The 16,972-nt window shown below is 61.2% G+C and carries 18 protein-coding genes and 1 tRNA gene; 14 read left to right on the top strand and 5 right to left on the bottom strand.

The window, feature by feature from the left end; translation table 11 throughout:
- Nucleotides 1-93: 93 nt before the first annotated feature.
- From GVN21_RS07355 to GVN21_RS07330, 6 genes are read left to right on the top strand one after another with little or no spacing between them, the layout of a single operon-like run.
- Nucleotides 94-1,071 carry a threonine/serine dehydratase gene (locus tag GVN21_RS07355; protein ID WP_166574072.1) on the top strand — a complete coding sequence of 326 codons (978 nt, stop codon included), beginning with the start codon at nucleotides 94-96 and terminating at the stop codon, nucleotides 1,069-1,071.
- Nucleotides 1,072-1,075: 4 nt separating this feature from the next.
- Nucleotides 1,076-2,260 (top strand): alanine racemase, encoded by a 1,185-nt coding sequence (locus GVN21_RS07350; protein WP_166574071.1) that lies wholly within the window; start codon nucleotides 1,076-1,078, stop codon nucleotides 2,258-2,260.
- Nucleotides 2,261-2,277: 17 nt separating this feature from the next.
- Nucleotides 2,278-3,006 carry an SDR family oxidoreductase gene (locus tag GVN21_RS07345; RefSeq protein WP_166574070.1) on the top strand — a complete coding sequence of 243 codons (729 nt, stop codon included), beginning with the start codon at nucleotides 2,278-2,280 and terminating at the stop codon, nucleotides 3,004-3,006.
- A gap of 3 nt (nucleotides 3,007-3,009) precedes the next feature.
- Nucleotides 3,010-3,324, top strand: a complete 315-nt coding sequence (locus tag GVN21_RS07340) for a hypothetical protein (protein WP_166574069.1) — start codon at nucleotides 3,010-3,012, stop codon at nucleotides 3,322-3,324.
- Nucleotides 3,321-4,634 (top strand): acetyl-CoA hydrolase/transferase family protein, encoded by a 1,314-nt coding sequence (locus GVN21_RS07335; protein WP_166574068.1) that lies wholly within the window; start codon nucleotides 3,321-3,323, stop codon nucleotides 4,632-4,634. The genes GVN21_RS07340 and GVN21_RS07335 overlap by 4 nt, the downstream gene beginning before the upstream one ends.
- A gap of 16 nt (nucleotides 4,635-4,650) precedes the next feature.
- Nucleotides 4,651-5,445, top strand: a complete 795-nt coding sequence (locus tag GVN21_RS07330) for a crotonase/enoyl-CoA hydratase family protein (protein WP_166574067.1) — start codon at nucleotides 4,651-4,653, stop codon at nucleotides 5,443-5,445.
- Here GVN21_RS07330 and GVN21_RS07325 read toward each other — a convergent pair.
- A complete protein-coding gene (locus GVN21_RS07325; protein ID WP_166574066.1) occupies nucleotides 5,429-6,448 on the bottom strand; it encodes a serine hydrolase in 1,020 nt (339 codons plus the stop codon). The genes GVN21_RS07330 and GVN21_RS07325 overlap by 17 nt on opposite strands.
- Nucleotides 6,449-6,600: 152 nt before the next feature.
- On the opposite strand from GVN21_RS07325, the gene GVN21_RS07320 reads away from it, so the two are divergent.
- The 6 genes from GVN21_RS07320 (at nucleotide 6,601) to GVN21_RS07295 (ending at nucleotide 11,447) form a co-directional block, all read left to right on the top strand.
- Nucleotides 6,601-6,690: transfer RNA gene (locus GVN21_RS07320), tRNA-Ser, on the top strand.
- Nucleotides 6,691-6,879: 189 nt separating this feature from the next.
- Nucleotides 6,880-7,650: a hypothetical protein gene (locus GVN21_RS07315; RefSeq protein WP_166574065.1), complete on the top strand. Its 771-nt coding sequence runs from the start codon at nucleotides 6,880-6,882 to the stop codon at nucleotides 7,648-7,650.
- 13 nt (nucleotides 7,651-7,663) lie between these two features.
- Complete coding sequence (locus GVN21_RS21160; protein ID WP_166574064.1) at nucleotides 7,664-8,869, top strand: DUF6161 domain-containing protein; 1,206 nt, start codon at nucleotides 7,664-7,666, stop codon at nucleotides 8,867-8,869.
- Nucleotides 8,870-9,010: 141 nt separating this feature from the next.
- Entirely contained in the window at nucleotides 9,011-9,571 is a 561-nt protein-coding gene (locus GVN21_RS07305) for a recombinase family protein (RefSeq protein WP_166574063.1), read from the top strand.
- A 66-nt stretch (nucleotides 9,572-9,637) separates the two neighbouring features.
- Nucleotides 9,638-10,387, top strand: coding sequence for a hypothetical protein (locus GVN21_RS07300; protein WP_166574062.1), 750 nt, complete (start codon nucleotides 9,638-9,640; stop codon nucleotides 10,385-10,387).
- Nucleotides 10,388-10,517: 130 nt separating this feature from the next.
- The gene (locus GVN21_RS07295) at nucleotides 10,518-11,447 is read left to right on the top strand and encodes a DUF4238 domain-containing protein (protein ID WP_166574061.1); all 930 of its coding nucleotides are present in this window, start codon (nucleotides 10,518-10,520) and stop codon (nucleotides 11,445-11,447) included.
- Nucleotides 11,448-11,502: 55 nt separating this feature from the next.
- Here GVN21_RS07295 and GVN21_RS07290 read toward each other — a convergent pair whose 3' ends face one another.
- Nucleotides 11,503-11,973 carry a hypothetical protein gene (locus GVN21_RS07290; RefSeq protein WP_166574060.1) on the bottom strand — a complete coding sequence of 157 codons (471 nt, stop codon included), beginning with the start codon at nucleotides 11,971-11,973 and terminating at the stop codon, nucleotides 11,503-11,505.
- Between the two features lie 64 nt (nucleotides 11,974-12,037).
- Between GVN21_RS07290 and GVN21_RS07285 the strand changes: the two genes are divergently transcribed.
- Both GVN21_RS07285 and GVN21_RS07280 read left to right on the top strand, forming a co-directional pair.
- The gene (locus tag GVN21_RS07285) at nucleotides 12,038-12,256 is read left to right on the top strand and encodes a helix-turn-helix transcriptional regulator (RefSeq protein ID WP_166574059.1); all 219 of its coding nucleotides are present in this window, start codon (nucleotides 12,038-12,040) and stop codon (nucleotides 12,254-12,256) included.
- Nucleotides 12,257-12,285: 29 nt separating this feature from the next.
- Entirely contained in the window at nucleotides 12,286-13,323 is a 1,038-nt protein-coding gene (locus GVN21_RS07280; protein WP_166574058.1) for a hypothetical protein, read from the top strand.
- A 428-nt stretch (nucleotides 13,324-13,751) separates the two neighbouring features.
- Here GVN21_RS07280 and GVN21_RS21340 read toward each other — a convergent pair whose 3' ends face one another.
- The 3 genes from GVN21_RS21340 to GVN21_RS07265 form a co-directional block, all read right to left on the bottom strand.
- On the bottom strand, nucleotides 13,752-14,753 hold the full coding sequence (locus GVN21_RS21340) for an HNH endonuclease (protein ID WP_166574057.1): 1,002 nt from the start codon (nucleotides 14,751-14,753) through the stop codon (nucleotides 13,752-13,754).
- Between the two features lie 205 nt (nucleotides 14,754-14,958).
- On the bottom strand, nucleotides 14,959-16,251 hold the full coding sequence (locus GVN21_RS07270) for a hypothetical protein (protein WP_166574056.1): 1,293 nt from the start codon (nucleotides 16,249-16,251) through the stop codon (nucleotides 14,959-14,961).
- Nucleotides 16,252-16,325: 74 nt separating this feature from the next.
- Nucleotides 16,326-16,502, bottom strand: coding sequence for a helix-turn-helix domain-containing protein (locus tag GVN21_RS07265; protein ID WP_166574055.1), 177 nt, complete (start codon nucleotides 16,500-16,502; stop codon nucleotides 16,326-16,328).
- Between the last annotated feature and the right edge of the window lie 470 nt (nucleotides 16,503-16,972).

Genomic DNA, 16,972 nt, shown 5'->3' with positions numbered 1-16,972 from the left:
GGCTGCCCCCGACAAGAGTTGATGTCCGGTCTTACGGGCTTTGAGGGTTGCGCGCAAAGGGCTAGCAGAGGGTGATTGCCGCAGGGATCCGACATGACCATCACGTTCGCCGACATCGAGGCCGCAGCCGCCCGCATCGAGGGGCTGGCTGTGGTCACACCCCTGGTCGAGAGCCCGGCGTTGAACGGCCGGCTGGGCGGACGGGTGCTGATCAAGCCCGAGACCCTGCAACGCGGCGGGGCCTTCAAGTTCCGCGGGGCGATGAACAAGATCTCCCGGCTCAGCGACGAGGAGCGGGCGCGCGGCGTGGTGGCCTGCTCCAGCGGCAACCACGCCCAGGGGGTGGCCCTGTCGGCGCGGATGGTCGGGGCCCCGGCAGTGATCGTGATGCCCCAGGACGCGCCGGCCATGAAGGTGGCCAACACCCGCGACTACGGCGCCGAGGTGATCTTCTACGACCGCTACACCGACGACCGCGACGCCATCACCCGCCAGATTGCGCAAGTGCGGGGAATGACCATCGTCTGGCCCTTCGACGACTATGATATAGCCGCCGGCCAGGGCACCGCCGCCCTGGAGATGGAGGCGCAGGCCCGCGCCCTGGGCGCCCACCTGGACATGGCCATTACCCCCGTCGGCGGTGGCGGGCTGGCGGCAGGGGTGTCGACGGCGTTCAGGCATCTGTCGCCGGCGACCGAAGTCTATGGGGTCGAGCCCTCCGCGTTCGACGACACCGCCCGCAGCCTCGCCGCCGGCGAACGGGTCGGGGTCGACCAGGGCGCCCGGTCGATCTGCGACGCCCTGATGTCGCCGATGCCCGGCAAGCTGACCTTCCCGATCAACCAGACCAACCTGACGGGGGTGCTGACGGTCACCGATGCGGAGGTCGCCGAGGCCATGCGCTATGCCTTTACCTGGTTGAAGCTGGTGGTCGAGCCGGGCGGCTGTGTGGCCCTGGCGGCCCTGCTGGCCGGGAAGCTGCCCGTGGAGGGCAAGACGGTGGGGGTGGTGCTGTCGGGCGGCAACGTCGATCCCGAGCTGTTTGCCAAAGTCCTGAGCGGGGAAATCTGAGCCGATGACGATCTGGTCTTTCCGCCCGCTCCAGACCCCTGCCCTGCTCATCGATCGCGCCGCACTCGACGCCAACCTCGCCAACATGCAGGGCCTCTGCGACCGGGCAGGCGTCCGCCTCCGCGCCCACGGCAAGACCCACAAGTGCTCGACGCTCGGCCGGCTGCAAGTCGAACGCGGCGCGGTTGGCCTATGCGCTCAGACGGTGGGCGAAGCGGAGGCCTTCGTCGCGGCGGGCATCCCCGACGTCCTGGTCACCGCCCCCTCGGCCCAGTGGGCCGCGCCGCGCATTGCCGCCCTGGCCGCCAAGGCCCGCATCGGGGCCACGGCCGACCATGCCGACCAGATCGCCTGGCTGGGCGCGGCGGCGCGAGCGGCCGGCGGGGTCATCGACCTGGTCGTCGACCTCGATCCCGGCACCCACCGCACCGGCGCCCATCCGGATCAGGTAGTCGCCTTGGCTCGTCAGGCGGCCGAGACGGAAGGCCTGCGGTTCGCCGGCATCCAGGCCTATGCCGGCCACATCCAGCACATTGGCGGGAAGAGCGACCGGCAGGCCGCCTATGACGCGGTTATCGATCGGGCCGCCAAGGTGCGCGATGCCCTGACCGCCGCCGCCCTGGCGCCGCCCGTGATCACCGGCGGCGGCACCGGCAGCCATGCTTTCGACCTGAAGAGCGGGGTGTTCACCGAGCTGCAGGCCGGCAGCTATGCGGTGATGGACGTCGAGTACGAGGTCTGCGAGGCGCCGGCCGGCGGGGCCTGGGGTTTCCGTCAGGCGATGTTCCTGGCCGCCTCGGTGGTCTCGGCCACCCACAAGAGCCACGTGACCGTCGATGCCGGCTTCAAGGCGCTGAGCAGCGACGGCCCGCCGGCCAAGGTCGCGTCCGGCGCCGGCGCGGGCTCGCTTTGGCGGCCGATGGGGGACGAGCACGGAATGATCCTGCATCCCTCGGCCATCCCGATGCTGAAGGGCGGAGATTTCGTCACGGCCGTCGAAGCGCTGGATGCGGATCCCGCCGCCCCCTGGCCCACCGACGCGCCGAGGCTGGGAGACATCGTCTGGCTGCAGCCCGGCCACTGCGACCCGACCATCAACCTGCATGACGCCTTGATTGTCGTGGCGGAAGACGGGTCATGGGAACGATGGGCGGTGGACGCGCGGCGGGTCACGGCTCCAAAGCTCTAAGCGTCAGGGAGGCGGGGATGGATCTCGATTTCACCGGCAAGCGGGTGCTGGTCGTCGGCGGCACCAGCGGCATCGGCAACGGCATCGCCCATGGGTTCCGCGCGCGCGGCGCCAAGGTTGCCGTCTGGGGCACCCGGCCGAAGGACGACTATCGCGTTGAAGACGGCTCGGACTTGGAGGGCCTGACTTTCGCCCAGGTCGACGCCTCCGACAGCGACGCGGTGGCCAACGCCGCCTCGCCCTTCGACGGCCTGGACGTCCTGGTCCTGGCCCAGGGCACGGTCATCTATCGCAAGGGCGAGTTCCAGATGGACGGGTTCCGCAAGGTGGTCGGGGTCAACCTCGACAGCCTGATGGCCTGTTCCATGCGGTTCTTCGACGACCTCAAGGCCAGCCGCGGCAACATTGTGACCATCAGCTCCACCGCCGCCTTCCACGCCACCCGCGGCAACCCGGCCTACAATGCCTCCAAGGCGGGCGCCGTGGCCCTGACCCGAACCCTGGGCCAGGCCTGGGCAAGCGATGGCGTGCGGGTCAACGGTGTGGCGCCGGGCCTGGTCGACACCAAGCTGACCAAGGTGACCACCGAGAACCCAGAACGTCTGGCCGGCGCCCTGCGCGGCATCCCGCTGGGCCGCCTGGGCACGCCGGACGACATGGCCGGGGCGGTGATGTTCCTGGCCTCGCCGCTGGCCGCCTACGTCACCGGCCAGACCCTGATCGTCGATGGGGGGCTGACGCTCTAGGCCATGCGCCGACGGACCCTGATCCTGGCGAGCGGCGGACTGGCTCTGGCGGCCCTCCTCGCCCTGGCCTGGGTCCAGTTCAGCCCATGGCCCCGGACGGGCGCCACCTTCACCGCCAAGCAGGTCTGCTCCTGCCTGTTCGTCACCGGCCGCTCCGAAGCCAGCTGCCGCACCGATTTCGGCGCCTACCTCGACCGGTTCAACATCGACGTCGACCGCTCCGGCCTGCCCGCGAAGGCCCGGGTGACCAGCCGGCTGGCTATCTTCTCCGGCGAGGCGGTCTATGAACGGGACTTCGGCTGCAGGATCGTCAAATGACCCCCAAGGACCAGTACGCCGGCAAGCTGACCACCCCCGCAGAGGCAGTGGGCGACATCGCGTCCGGGGACCGGGTAGCGATGGGGATGGCCCTGGCCGAGCCGCCGGCGCTGCTGGCCGCCCTGGCGGCGCGGGCCGAGGCGAACGAGATCGACGAGGTCCGGCTCTACTACTTCCACTCCACGCCGCACGCGGCCCAGACGGTGCTGCGCTATGAGCTGATGGACCGGATCCGGCCGCACTGTTTCTTCCTGGGTCCCTGGGAGCGGGCGCTGCTGGCCCAGGGCGAGGCGGAGGGGAAGCGGACCATCTGCTTCGTGCCCGGCGCCTTTTCCCAGGCGCCCCGGCTGATGAGCGAGCCCAAGCCGATCGACACCTTCCTGACCACCGTCTCACCGATGGACGCCCACGGTTTCTTCAGCCTGGGGACCAGCAACGACTACGGCCTGGGCCAGGTGAAGTCCGCGCGGCGGGTGGTGGTCGAGGTCAACCGCCACATGCCCCGTGTCCGGGGCGGGATGATCCATGTCAGCGAGGTCGACGCCATCGTCGAGCACGACGCCCCATTGTTTGAAGACCCCCGCCGCGAGCCGGCCCCGGAGGACGCCGCCATCGGCCGCATCGTCGCCGGCCTGGTCGAGGACGGGGCCTGCCTGCAAATGGGGATCGGGGCCCTGCCCGAGGCGGTCTGCGCCGCCCTCAGCGGCCACCGGGACCTCGGCATCCACACCGAGCTGTTCTCCGACGGGCTGATGGCGCTGATGCAGAGCGGGGCGGTGACCAACGCCCGCAAGGCGACCAACACCGGCCGGTCGATCTTCACCTTCGCGCTCGGAGACAAGGCCCTCTACGACTTCATCGACGACAACGCCGCCGTGGAGAGCCGGCAGGTGGACTACGTCAACGACCCGGCGGTGATCGCCCGCAATGACAAGGTCGTCTCGGTCAACGCCACCCTGCAGATCGACCTGTCGGGGGCCTGCAACAGCGAGCATATGGCCGGGCGCCAGTACAGCGCCGCTGGGGGCCAGCTGGACTTTGTGCGCGGGGCCTATGCTTCCCGGGACGGCAAGTCGATCATCGCCTGCCATTCGACGGCCAAGGGTGGGACCATCTCGCGGATCGTCAGCCGGCTGGACGGGCCGGTGACCACGCCGCGCAACGACGTCCACATCGTGGCCACCGAGCATGGGTGGAAGGACCTGAAGGGCCTGAACGGCTTCGAACGGGCCAAGGCGATCATCGCCCTGGCCGATCCGAAGTTCAGAGAGGCGTTGAGCGCCGAGGCCAAGGCGGCAGGACTAATCTGACATCCAGGGAGACCGAATGTCCGTCACCTATGCCCTCGACGGCGAGATCGCCGTGGTCACCCTTCACCGCCCCGAGGCGCGCAACGCCGTCGACGGGCCGACCGCCCGCGCCCTGTACGAGGCGTTTCAGCGGTTCGACGCCGACGGTAACGCCAAGGTCGCGGTGCTGACCGGCGGGGGCGGGCAGTTCTGCGCGGGAGCCGACCTCAAGGGCATCGGAACGGACCGGGCCAACCCCGTCCATCGCACGGGCGACCTGGGCCCCATGGGGCCGACCCGGATGATACTGTCCAAGCCGGTGATCGCCGCCATCGAGGGCTTTGCGGTGGCCGGCGGGCTGGAGCTGGCGCTGTGGTGCGACCTGCGGGTGGCGGCCGAGGGCGCCACCTTCGGCGTCTTCTGCCGTCGGTTCGGGGTGCCGTTGATCGACCTGGGCACCGTGCGTCTGCCCCGGTTGATCGGCCAGTCGCGAGCCATGGACCTGATCCTTACCGGCCGACCGGTCGCCGCCGACGAGGCCCTGGCCATCGGCTTGGCCAACCGCATCGCCCCGGATGGTCAGGCGCTTGAGGTCGCCCTGGACCTGGCCCGCCAGATCGCAGCCTTCCCCCAGACCTGCCTGCGCAACGACCGCCGCTCGGCCCTGGCCCAATGGAGCCTGGACTGGGACGCGGCCGCCGCCTTCGAGATCGGCGTCGGCCTGCAGACCCTGCAGTCCGGAGAAGCCGCCGCCGGCGCCGCCCGCTTCGGCGGCGGCGAGGGTCGCGGCGGGGCCTTCCAACAGGCGGTCCGGGTCAGCACCAGGCCTTGATGATCGGCGCAAGGAAGGCGTGGTCGCTCCATTGCGGCCCGCCGCCGCGCGCGTCGCGAAGGTTGAACATCGCCTGGCGCACCACGGTCAGGCCGCAGGACGGCAGGATATACAGCCGCTGCTTGCCGGCGCCGGCCGCCATCCTCAGGTCGGCCGGAAGGGTTGCGGACCCGTCGGTGAAATCCACCGGCGCGGTGCGGGGACCAAAGCCGCCCGGCCTGGCCAGCCACCAGGTCAGGCCATAGGCGGGGTTGACGCCCGTGCCCTCGAACTGGGCCTGGAAGGCGACGGGATCGACCAGCGGCCGGCCATCCCTCACCGCCCCGCCTCGGACGAACTCGCCGAATTTCGCCCATTCGCGCGCGGTGAAGACCGCCCCCTGCGGCAACAGCGCATCACCGGACGGCGTGCGACGCCAGTTGGTCCAGCGCACCCCGGCCGGATCGAGAATTCGCCGCTTCAGATAGGCCAGCACATCGGCGTCCCCTGTTCCCGCCGCCTTCAGCTTTCGGTTCATCACCGCCCCGAACACCTGGAACGGCTCTGCGCCATAGTCGAACCGCGTCCCCGGCTCGGCCGTCACGGCGGCGGCCACGGCTCCGGCATAGTCCGGCGCCCGCCCGACGGTGGTCTCGATGCCGCTGGTCAAGCTGAGCAGCTGGCGGATGGTGACTTTGGTCTTTCGCGGATCGTCCCGCCATTCGGGGAGGGTGTCGGCGACCTTTTCGTCCAGGGTGATCAGCCCGTCCTGCACCGCCGCCGCCAGGATCATGCCATTGAAGCTCTTGGTCCCCGACCAGATCTCCCAGCCCCTGTCCGGCCCGCCGGCGCCCGCATAGCCCTCGCAGACCGCGGCGCCGTTCTTCAGCACCAGGACCGACACCCCATTGCGCGCCGTGGAATAGGCCTGGGCCTCGGCGCAGACCGCCGCCGGACCGGCCGCCAACGCCTGAGAGCCGCTCGCCAGCACCAACGCCAGCACCGCCAATACCCGTCCGATCATGCCGCCCACCTTTCGCCAAAACCCTGGCTTCAACGCCGCCGCCCTGGACCTTCCGTCGCACACGGAATCGGCCCTTGCGCTGAAGGGTCCGCATCGCTAGGTTCCGCGCCTTCGATCAGGGGGCCCCTCAAAAAGGCTCACTACACCGGTATGGAGAGGTGGCAGAGTGGTCGAATGTACCGCACTCGAAATGCGGCGTGCCTTGACGGGTACCGTGGGTTCGAATCCCACCCTCTCCGCCACCGGTATTTTAAAACTTGTTGTTTTTATTGATCTTTTTTAGCCGTGTTAAACGGACGCCCTAACTGGCACCCTAAGAACAGCACGGCCTTGCCCTTCCCGATGCCAGGACAGTAAGCACAGCACCTGCTTGCGCGGTCACAGAGCACGACTGTAGGCTGAACCCCTTGGGCAAGGGGGAGAGAAATCCAGTGAAGACGCTTACAATCACGCTTCAAATACTCATTATTCCTTTCATTCTAGCGGTAACGACATTTGCCTTTCAAGACCGAATAAAGTCCGCCTTCACGGACCGCGGACTTGTTACGAATGTATACCCTTCCTACTGGTATCCGTTTCCGACTCTGAACTCGGCCGACCCTCAGGTAGTCATGAAAAATGCCGGCATAACAAGGCCGGCAATCGATGATTTCACAGATACGGAAGATTATAGTTACGCTCTTGTGGAAATTCAAAACAACGGAGTTACCGAATCAAAGCCGATCCGAATCCAGTTCAAGGCGGCTCCGTACCCGGCTCTTCTTGTCGTAAAATCCGAGGGAAAATCGATAAGCCGAACAGTAGACCTCGACGCGAAAGACATTCTGGTAGGCAAAATTGCCCCCGGAGCCCGCGTACAGGTCTACATGTGGTGGCGGTTAGATTGGGGAAACAGCTACTCGACTCGATATATGCGCGTATTTAACGAGGATGGGCTAATTCCGATCAAGGTTCGCACACATGACGATTATGAATATCGTCAATTCATTACGCCTTGGTGGTTCGATCTTATTGAAACTTGGCTGCCCCGGATGCTCTTCATCGGATTGCTGTTATTTGCGGGACTGGGATTTATAGTGGCACGAACGTGTTACAAAGCGATGAACAAGTTGCTCGCAGACGAAACGCTCTATCAAGCGGAGAAGGCCCGGTACGAGGCAGCGCCTGCAAAGTATGAGCTCAGCCCGGAACTGCTCAAATGATCGGGTACGCAGAGTGAAAGGCGACACCATGGAAGCCGTACGGATCGACTTGGGAGACAACGGCGGAACCGTTGTGCTTCGTAGCTGGGACGATGCCCGCTCATTTGCCCGTGCTGAAGTTGAAGCTTGGAAATGGCTGTCTAACACAGCCGCTTTCGACCCTTACGGGACGGAAGTTGAAGTCCAGCAACGCCTTAGGCAGCTTCAAACCGACATCGAATTGAACGCTCAACAAAGCCAGCCGCTAACGAGCGCAGCAAGCATCATTGCGTCTGCCTTCGCGGTTCCAGGCGAGCGCCTCCTCCACCACACCAGCGATGAAGCAGAACGTCTTCGGGCGATTGCCCACCTGAGCAATCCGGGCCTCGCGGCGTTCGCCTACTCAATGCACCGCGGACGAGTCAATTTCAGGCAAGGTTTGAGCGGTGAGCAGTTTACCGCCCTAATTCAGTTTGCTGCACCTGCGCTTATTCCACCGGAAAACCTAGCGGCCCGACTTCGCGCCGAAAGAGCCAACACTAGAGAGCACCTTAGATCAGAGGTCGCCAAATTGGTTGAGGCTGAGCGTTCACGACAGGTTCAGTGGGAAGAGTTGGTTGCGGGAACGGTAACAAAGGGCCGAACACTCACGCTAAAGCATCTGGCGAAGTGGAAGAAACGAGAAAAATTGCAACGCGCCGTCGAAAGGCAAGCAATTCAAGACCTGTCTGATGTTAAGGCGACGTATACGGAGCACATGAAGCTCAAAGCCCCTGTTGAATATTGGCAGGACAAATCCATCCGACACGCTGCTGCGGAAGAGAAATCTATTGAGCGGTTGAAATGGTATTTTCCTCTGGCAGTCATTGGATTCGCGGCTGCTTTTGGTGCTACGAGCTTGATTTTGTTGGGAAACGCGAGCGTCAAGGTCCCCACACCAGTCTACTTCATTCTTTCCGCCGGCCTTGGCTCCTTAGGAGCGCTCGCTTTTTGGATCGGCCGGCTCCTTACCAGGCTGTACCTAAGCGAACACCACCTGCGTAAGGACGCGGAGGAACGCGCAGTGATGACTTCGACCTACCTCGCACTGACGCTAGAGCAGGCAGCTTCCGACCAAGAGCGCCAGATTATTCTCAGCGCCCTGTTTAGGAGCTCAGCCGACGGCATCGTCAAAGATGACGGACCCGGAGATGTGAACTTGGCTGGTCTACTGGCGAGAATTGGAAGCCCCACCAGATAGGCTCCATAGATTGCGGTTCTCATAGAAGTATACCCATCTGAGTCATTCCGCTGAGACACAAAAACTGTCTCACTAGGGTTGCCATGAACCAATTGAGACGATACGTTTCCAAGGTCTAAGAACCTATTGGGACACAATCAAATGGCGATGGTCGGGTATGCTCGGGTTTCCAGCTATGGGCAGTCGCTGGACGTTCAACGGGAGCAACTGAAAGCCGCGGGCTGTGAGAAGCTCTTTGAGGAGAAGCGCAGCGGAACCAGCACTGCCGGCAGGGACCAGCTGGACCAGGCCCTCTCCTATGTCCGGGAAGGGGATACGTTCATTGTCACGCGCCTTGATCGGCTCGCTCGTTCGATCGTTGACCTGAGACAGGTGATCGACAGCCTTACCGCGAAGGGCGTTCACTTCCGGGCGCTACAGCAGGGAGAGATTGATACCGCAAGCACTACCGGTCGGCTGATGCTCAACCTCTTAGGGGCGTTTGCGGAGTTCGAAACGGATCTTCGGAAAGAGCGGCAACGGGAGGGAATCGAGAAGGCGAAGGTTGAGGGTCGCTATAGCGGCCGAAAGCCGACGGTTGAAGTCGACCAGGTTCGCCTTCTAAAGGCTGAAGGAATTCGACCCACGGAGATTGCGCGGCGGCTCAATATCGGTCGGGCCAGCGTCTATCGGGCGTTGGATGGATGGTCGGAAACGCCTTAAGAGTTGTATTTATTTGCCCTTTGGTTGAAGTCGGAAACCGGGATCAGCTATCTGAGGCGGACTTCGATGCCCAAGTTGAAGGAGGAGCGCCGGCAGCCTCGGTTAGCGGCGTTGGCGTCGAAAATTGCTCGCTCTCTTGGAGCAATCCAAGATCGTTTCAAGAACCGCGAGTCGGTGTTGTTTTACTCCACACTTCTGGCGGCGTTTGCTGCTGTTGCATCCTCGGTTGCCGCATTTCGGCAAGAGCAAGCCGCGTTCGTAAGCAACCTATATAGCCACCAGGTAACGGCAGTAAGCAATCTGGAGGCCGCGAACCGCCGCCACTTGGCCGCCGTTGGTGATTTGCAGTTTCGAGGTTGGAACCTTGCAGTGAACGGCATCGGAAATTATAACGACCTAATACCGGTAATGGAACGAGTTGAGCTAACTTATGTTGAGCTAGATAACGCAGACATGCAACTCTGCTTGCTGTCGGGGGATGACTACACGATATTTCAAGACAACCTAGGCCAGGCCCTTTACAGCAGCGTTAGCAATTCAAGGGCAATTTTTCGAGCCTTCTCCAACTCTCCGGGGCACACGCTCGATCCGGGTGCGTTTGAAAAGCTACGCATTCAGGCGATCCACACCGGGATGAATGGGGGCGAGGCAGCAGCGATTGTCGCCTGCGCACATGACTATCTGAAGCTAGGCAAACCAGTTCCGCCAGGTGCGTTCCAAAAGTGCGACAAGCGTTACCGCCGCGCTCGTAATGAAGGCCGATCCTGGAGCGAGCGAGAGAAGGCTCCGAAGGTTGTCAAAGGCTGGAAATGTTGAGCAAAGGCCCGAGCTGTTAGTTAGCGCGGCACGTTCAAACGCAGCAATCTTGACCCCGGCCCCCTTTCCCTATCGATCTTTAAACGCGACAAAAAGTTTCTTCTCGCGTGAGAGGCGGACGGGTTTGGGCATGGAGCGGCGGCTGAAGTCGGAACGGCACCATTGGTGGCCGGAGTGCGTATCTGCCCATTGGGCAGACGATAAAGGTGGTGTGAATTGGCTGCTTCCCAACGGCGATACCAGACGCTCAACCCCCGCCAATTTCGGGGTCATCGGCAATGGACACCATATTTTGCTTGGCAGGCCGGGAGAGCAGACTGTTTGGGACGAGAGTTTTGAACAAGAATTCGATCGTGCCGACAGCAATTTCCCCGGCGTTATTCAATGGCTTGAAAGCGTACATCATGAGCCAACCCCGTTGCCTGTAGAACGGCGGCGGCGCTTCCTTCCCCGGTCTGCCTCAGACCAAGAACTCTCGAATCTGTCCGAATGTTTGGTGTCGCTGGCGGTTCGTAGTCCAATGACCAGAGAAATTGCAGTCGGCCTCGCTGAGCATTTACGAGGGCCGCTTCCAGATCGCGAGCGCAACGTACTTATCGGCTCAAACTTGCGGTCTACACACAAGCGAACCGTAAAAGAGGTATCAGGTCGAGGAAAGTATGTTGTGATATTCTCGCCCGATCGGGAGTTTGTCTTTGGCGATGGGTTCTTTCACAACATCACTCCGCCCGGCGGGCATGCACTAGCGCCTGAGATGTTAGTACCGGTAACCCCCAGGCTCAGCGTCCTTTTTGTCGTGCCACTCAGCTACACAGTTTTGCCCCGAGTGTTCAGCCTAACGGTAAGTTCCGAAGAAGCGGACGCGCTCAACCAGGTCGTGCAGGTTTATGCACGGACGGCGATTTTCTATCGAAACGATCGCCCTGAAATTCAGCCCATCTACGCCGTTGGCAAGCACCTTAAGTTCGAAACGCCCGACAATCTTCCGGACCAGATCATTGCGAACATTCCGGGCGTGGATACGGGAGACTTGGCCTTGCGCCGGCTGTTTGGAAGGTAGTGAACGGGACAATCAGGGGCTTTGGATCATGCCTCGATGAAGCTCTGCGCCCATGCTACCGCGTGCATAGTGTGCGCCACGCCTCATCCATGTCCGCGAGGTCATCTTCGAAATAAGTTAGCTTGACCGTGCCGGCGGAGATGAACCGCTTGTAGCCGGCGTAACCGCCCATCTGATTTTTGGCGTTTACCTCACCGCAGACCGCCTTCGCTTGGCCGGGCTTCGCTACAACGAACACATTCCGGAACTTGGCCGAATCTGGATCGGCTAGCTTCCAACGTACGGCTTTTCGAGCGGCGGCATTAACAGCCGCATCTGACGGCAACTCGACGCTCTCAGGAACTGGAGTAGTCGCCTCCTCCGCGGCATCTGATTTGGCCGACTTTGCATCTTCCTTTGAACAGCCCTTCACGAGCCCGAGCCCGCCGGCGATCAACACCGCGAGGATGAGAATTCCGAAAATGGCACCACCGCCACTCTCCTCTTCCTGCCCTGTTTTGAAGACCTTCTGCAGCGTGTCATTCATCGTCAACCCCGATAGGGACTATAATCCCTGGTGACTATAAGCCCGGTGAAGCCCTCTCCTGCAAATGGATTGGTGCAAAATCTTCGGGGAAAATGTTCGATCCAGCCGGCTTCAGGCAGGGCTCACTCAGGAGGAGTTGGCCGCCGACGGAAGGATTGACGTCACCTACCTCAGGGGAATTGAAGCGGGGCGAAGGAACCCGAGCCTGCGTGTGATTGGGCGTTTAGCGGCTGCCCTGGGCACGGACCCGGCGCACCTTGTTGCCGCACCGCTAGAACCCTAATAGGTAAGCCTCTTCCGCGAGCCGATTTAATGCCCGAACGTATTCCTGCATCTAAGCAAGCAATGGATGAAGCTCTCGGCCTAGCTGAGGAGATTATCAGAAACATTGAGTTAGATGAAATTCCACTTGATCGTTGCGCCTTGAAGGCTACGCGACTAGCCCGACTTCTGAACGACTTCGAGTTCGCAGAGGTGTTTAAGTATGAAGCCAGCGGATACCCCCACGAACCTAATGGGATGAGCGCGGAAAATTGGAAACGCGGCCTTCTTTCCGGTCGACGCTATAAGAAGAAGAAACCGAAGACCGAAGACATAGAAACCTACATGTTCCTTGAGAGCATCGGAACGCTTGAGACACAACTCGAAATTCAAAAGATCGCGCTGGGCGCTGCGCAGGATGGAAGCATAAGCTCGGCCAATCCCCACCAGTTTGTAAACAGTTCAGGAAACCTGTTAGAACGCAATGCTATTAAGCGATCGATACAGGAAAATTCGACAAGGCTGGCAAGTCGGCGCGCTCTCATCTACGACTATGCCACGCGTCAGTACTATGAACTTAAATTTTCCGGTATCGTTGATGATGTATTCAGTCGAATTCGACAGAGGGTCGATGGAGAAGTCGGATTAAGAGTACCGGAGGCGGTCAAACGCTTTTCCGCCATTTACGAAAACATGCGATCTGAGAACCCGGAAGACATATCCAACGCTGTGCACAGCTGCAGGAGAATACTTCAGGACCTTGCGGATTCTTTATACCCGGCTAGGGAGGACAAGATTGTGGGTAGTGGCTCCAAGCAAAAATCTATCAAGCTGGGGGCCGATAACTACATAAATCGCCTTATGGCGTATGCTGAGGAAAACAGCGAATCGAGTAGGTTCTCGGAAATTGTGGGCTCTCATCTATCTTTCCTTGGAGAACGCTTAGACAGCATATTTCAGGCTGCCCAAAAGGGCAGTCACGCTACAATCACTGAGAAGAGCGAAGCTGACAGGTATGTGGCTTACACTTATATGGTCGTAGGGGATTTGCTGTCTCTTGGTGGAGAAACGGTTGAATCGGCTGCATAGAATCTCAGTTACCGCCCTCTGAAACGCCGGCGGCCCGCAGTCCGGTTGCGATTGATCGCTCCCCCATCTGACAGGATGCCAAAACGCGATCGTGGGTTACCGCTCGTCCGTTACGTCCGGGGCGAACCGTGCAACTCACCCTCCTGCCCAAGATCAGATCCGATAGCTTGGCCTTCGCTTCCCTTCCGTTTGGTTCGCGAAGCTCCGGCGCGTCGAAGTCCACCATGCGGACTTCAATCCAGCTGGTCGGGTCTCGACCACCCAAACAGAACCCGTCACCGTCCACTATGTACCGGACGACACCCGAGAATTTGGCATCAGGTTTGATCCAAGCCGGAGCCGGCCCGCGATCGGGAATAGCCTTACAGGGGTCAGCGAAGGCGACGGACGGGACGAACACTGCGAACGCTCCCGCCAGACCGCAGAGGCTAAGCCGGCGCACGTCGAATCCCAATCAGCTTGGCTAAGTCTTCAACTGCCATAAGCCCCCTTTTGTGGAGCACCCGATGACAGTTGGCACAAACCAAAGCCAGGTCTGCCAGGCGCGTCTTCTCGCCCTTCTTGAGGGTCGAAACGGGCTTACGATGATGGGCCTCAATGAACCCATCGCCCACATCACCATACGCCTCCCGAAAGTCGAAGCCGCAGGGCTCACAGGCGAGTTTTCCTGTTTGGGCTAGCACCTGTGCCTTCTTCTTCCCGATGAGCTTCCTATCCCGTTCTCGAGACTTGTGGAGGCGCAGCACAACGCCGCCCTCTTCGGCCTCGTAGTCGTCCGCCGCGGGTACTAGGTCTACCTCAGCGTCATCGATCGCCAGGCGGATAGCCGCTGCCCTCGCCCGTAGCTCGTCCAGCTTGCCAAGGTAGGCATTCCAGACCCGTTCCTCTCCTGCCGCACCCTGAGAAAGGCCCTTCTTGCCCTCAGCCAGAACCGCAGGATCAAGCCTCCTGAAGTTCATGAGCTTCATGTAGACGCCATTGGGGTTCCGGAACCGATCGTTGCCGACAAGGCCCGATCGACGGGCCAAGGCGTTCAACAGGGCGGAAAGCTCAAGAACCTCTTTGCTACCGTGACCAGGCGTTGTGGTCGGATCGCGCATGTAGAGTTCTAGGGCCAGGACGTGCTCATCCCAGGTCCAGTCAGGATTAGAAGGCTCCTTGACCACCTCGAAACCAAGCGCCTGCAGCTTCTTCACTGTGTCAGCCGCGCCCCCGCTAAACTCGTTGACCTTGAGCGGCCGGGCTACGTCAGCATCCCACTTGTGAGCTACGGCCCAGATCGGCTTGGAGTCGTACTCTTTGCCCCCATGGCGCAATACGTAGTCCCGGGAAGCTCTGAAGCCGTAGGCAGCCAGAAATTCGGACCTTCCCAGGGCATCAAACTCGCCAAGCGCCTTCAGTACGTCGCTTCTCGTTACCGCCACTGCCACCCCCCAATCAGGACAGGCCTAGAAGGCTGTCAGAAGGCCATACAGCCAGGTTCTGCGTTCTCCGGCTAGGTGGGGAAGGGCAACGTTCCAAGCCCCCCTAGCGCGCCCTGAAGGGGCTCAGTTTCAGCGGGGCAAGCAGTCGGCACTAGGTCTCCTAGTAATGGAGGAGGAGGCGCGTAGCGCCGACAAGCACTTGCACACAGCTTTAGGTACAAGGAATCGCAAGACGCCCGGATACAGGCACTGAAACACCTAATATCTTGAAAGATGACTCCCGCATCACAGACCACAATCTCTCCCTCATGACGCCCCTAACGATGAAGCTGTCATGTACCGGATAAATTGGTTCACCCATGGCTAGAAAGGCGTCGATGACCTCTAGGGCTATTTGGCTGTCCACGCACTGAAGCTGAATTCCGACCCCCTTACCAAAACTATCAGATATTAGAGCGTGCTTCTTACGAAACTCAGCGACATACTTTCTAAACCTAGCCCGCTCTTGAAACCTTCCAGTCCCCTTGTCCTCTTTGACGAAGTTTAATGGGTTCGACTTATTGGGCTTGTTCCAAGTGCCATTTATAATCCTGTTGAAAGTGCGCTTCCCCTGCCCCCTAATGACCTCTTCGAACTCCTCCAGCGTGTAGGGGTCACCTTCCGGCTCCTCGCCCTGACGGGCGTACAGGATGCGGGGATGCAGCGCCCTGAAGTCCAATTCCGCGGTAGGGCAACCATCAATCAGAAGCCGCTTGCGCGGCTTGCTTGGGACATTCTGCCACCACCCCCCGTACAGCCGACCACCGCGATCCCATCCATCCTTGAAGATGCGACGTAGCGAGACGTTCGCCTCGTTGATCCCGCGGAACTCCACAGGAGCGGGGCACTCATCGAGCCCCCGGGGCTGCCAAGGAGCGGCGATCTGATCCCAGACCTCATCGGGCAATGTCAGACTGTGTTTCGAGTTCAACCGGTTCAGGCGGTCTAGCGTCAGCCGGCTTGCCCTCACCGATTCCGGCTCCGGGCCCGATGGCCTCAGCCCGCGCATCACCACCAGGTCGCCCTGAAGCCTCGCCAGGTGCGCTGAACGGACCCCAGCGCGCTGCACGAGTTCACGGAAAGCTTCTGTGGGATGCAGGCGGGTCACCCTGCTTCCTCCCATTCCGCCCCGATCGTGGAAACCGCCAACGACTCTCAGCAGGCCGACGCCTTCCATCTGCTTCCGCAGTTGGCGAAGGTGTTCGATGCTTATCGGTCCGCCGGCATAGTCACCGTTCGCGAACGAGACGGGATACCCTTCTCCGTCTGATACCCTCGCTGTTGCAACAATTGCACTGACGCCACAGACAGCAATTAGGGCGCGATGAAATCTAGCCTGATTGTCTTTGGTCCTCTTAGGCTGACTCTCGCCCTCGGCCAGGCGGCCGGCAACTAGATCGCAAAGGGCCTGAAGTTGCGGGCACGGGTCGTCCCACGGTGCGAGCGCAAGGGCGCTGCCGTTCATATTAGTCTCCTGATTTTGGATAGATTGAGGTTGGTCGGAGAAGGCCCGCGGAGGGTCTGCAGCCCCTCGTTGGCCTAGCTTTGAAGCAGGCTCAGCAGGTCTTCACGCGCGATCAGTGATCGACCGGCGACCTTGCGGATACGGAGCTTACCCTGCTTAGCCAAATGGTAGAGCGTCGAACGACTAAGCCCGATCACGTCCGCCGCATCGCGGATGCGATAAGCGATCGGCTGAGGCTTAAGCTTGGTCATGCATCCCGCCTCTCAGCCAAGGTTGCGATGAATTGAAGCTCGGCATCTCTAGCCTCCGACCCAGTGGCGGTGCGGCAAACCTGAATGTCAGGGCATAGCAACTGCATTTCTGCGCAGATCGCCTCGATGTCTTGGAGAAGCGATATCGGGACCAGGCGGCAGCTCTCAGTGAAAAACGAGAGGCGGTTTACCCGCGTCCGGAGGCGACGGAGGCGTCCAATCTGCGAATTGGACAATGGCCGTCCGCACGGCCTGCAGGTGGAACCTAAGCAGTCAACAACCTGCTTCAAATCCGGATAGGAAATGCCGCCACACAGATTAGTCTCAAGCTCAGTGTGGTGGGTAGTAAGATTTTTTGCCAAGTCTGCCTCCGGTTATACGCCGAAATGGCGCAGAGGCCGTATCGCTCACGGAGAAAATAAAAGTCCAGAAGGAAATTTTTACGTCACCTGAGAACATAACTGTCTTAT

The sequence above is a fragment of the Caulobacter sp. SLTY genome (assembly GCF_009905535.1).
Taxonomy (GTDB): Bacteria; Pseudomonadota; Alphaproteobacteria; order Caulobacterales; family Caulobacteraceae; genus Caulobacter.
The sequence above is the reverse complement of the archived record's forward strand: the minus strand, read 5'-3'. Positions and strand labels throughout refer to the sequence as shown.

Bases quoted from the DNA above. Each gene is read 5' to 3' on its own strand.
- GVN21_RS07280 (WP_166574058.1), top strand. From the start codon at position 12,286: ATGCCCGAACGTATTCCTGCATCTAAGCAAGCAATGGATGAAGCTCTC.
- GVN21_RS07340 (WP_166574069.1), top strand. From the start codon at position 3,010: ATGCGCCGACGGACCCTGATCCTGGCGAGCGGCGGACTGGCTCTGGCG.
- GVN21_RS07345 (WP_166574070.1), top strand. From the start codon at position 2,278: ATGGATCTCGATTTCACCGGCAAGCGGGTGCTGGTCGTCGGCGGCACC.
- GVN21_RS07335 (WP_166574068.1), top strand. From the start codon at position 3,321: ATGACCCCCAAGGACCAGTACGCCGGCAAGCTGACCACCCCCGCAGAG.
- GVN21_RS07325 (WP_166574066.1), bottom strand. From the start codon at position 6,448: ATGATCGGACGGGTATTGGCGGTGCTGGCGTTGGTGCTGGCGAGCGGC.
- GVN21_RS07285 (WP_166574059.1), top strand. From the start codon at position 12,038: ATGGATTGGTGCAAAATCTTCGGGGAAAATGTTCGATCCAGCCGGCTT.
- GVN21_RS07300 (WP_166574062.1), top strand. From the start codon at position 9,638: ATGCCCAAGTTGAAGGAGGAGCGCCGGCAGCCTCGGTTAGCGGCGTTG.
- GVN21_RS07350 (WP_166574071.1), top strand. From the start codon at position 1,076: ATGACGATCTGGTCTTTCCGCCCGCTCCAGACCCCTGCCCTGCTCATC.
- GVN21_RS07295 (WP_166574061.1), top strand. From the start codon at position 10,518: ATGGAGCGGCGGCTGAAGTCGGAACGGCACCATTGGTGGCCGGAGTGC.
- GVN21_RS07270 (WP_166574056.1), bottom strand. From the start codon at position 16,251: ATGAACGGCAGCGCCCTTGCGCTCGCACCGTGGGACGACCCGTGCCCG.
- GVN21_RS07330 (WP_166574067.1), top strand. From the start codon at position 4,651: ATGTCCGTCACCTATGCCCTCGACGGCGAGATCGCCGTGGTCACCCTT.
- GVN21_RS07355 (WP_166574072.1), top strand. From the start codon at position 94: ATGACCATCACGTTCGCCGACATCGAGGCCGCAGCCGCCCGCATCGAG.
- GVN21_RS07305 (WP_166574063.1), top strand. From the start codon at position 9,011: ATGGCGATGGTCGGGTATGCTCGGGTTTCCAGCTATGGGCAGTCGCTG.
- GVN21_RS07290 (WP_166574060.1), bottom strand. From the start codon at position 11,973: ATGAATGACACGCTGCAGAAGGTCTTCAAAACAGGGCAGGAAGAGGAG.
- GVN21_RS07265 (WP_166574055.1), bottom strand. From the start codon at position 16,502: ATGACCAAGCTTAAGCCTCAGCCGATCGCTTATCGCATCCGCGATGCG.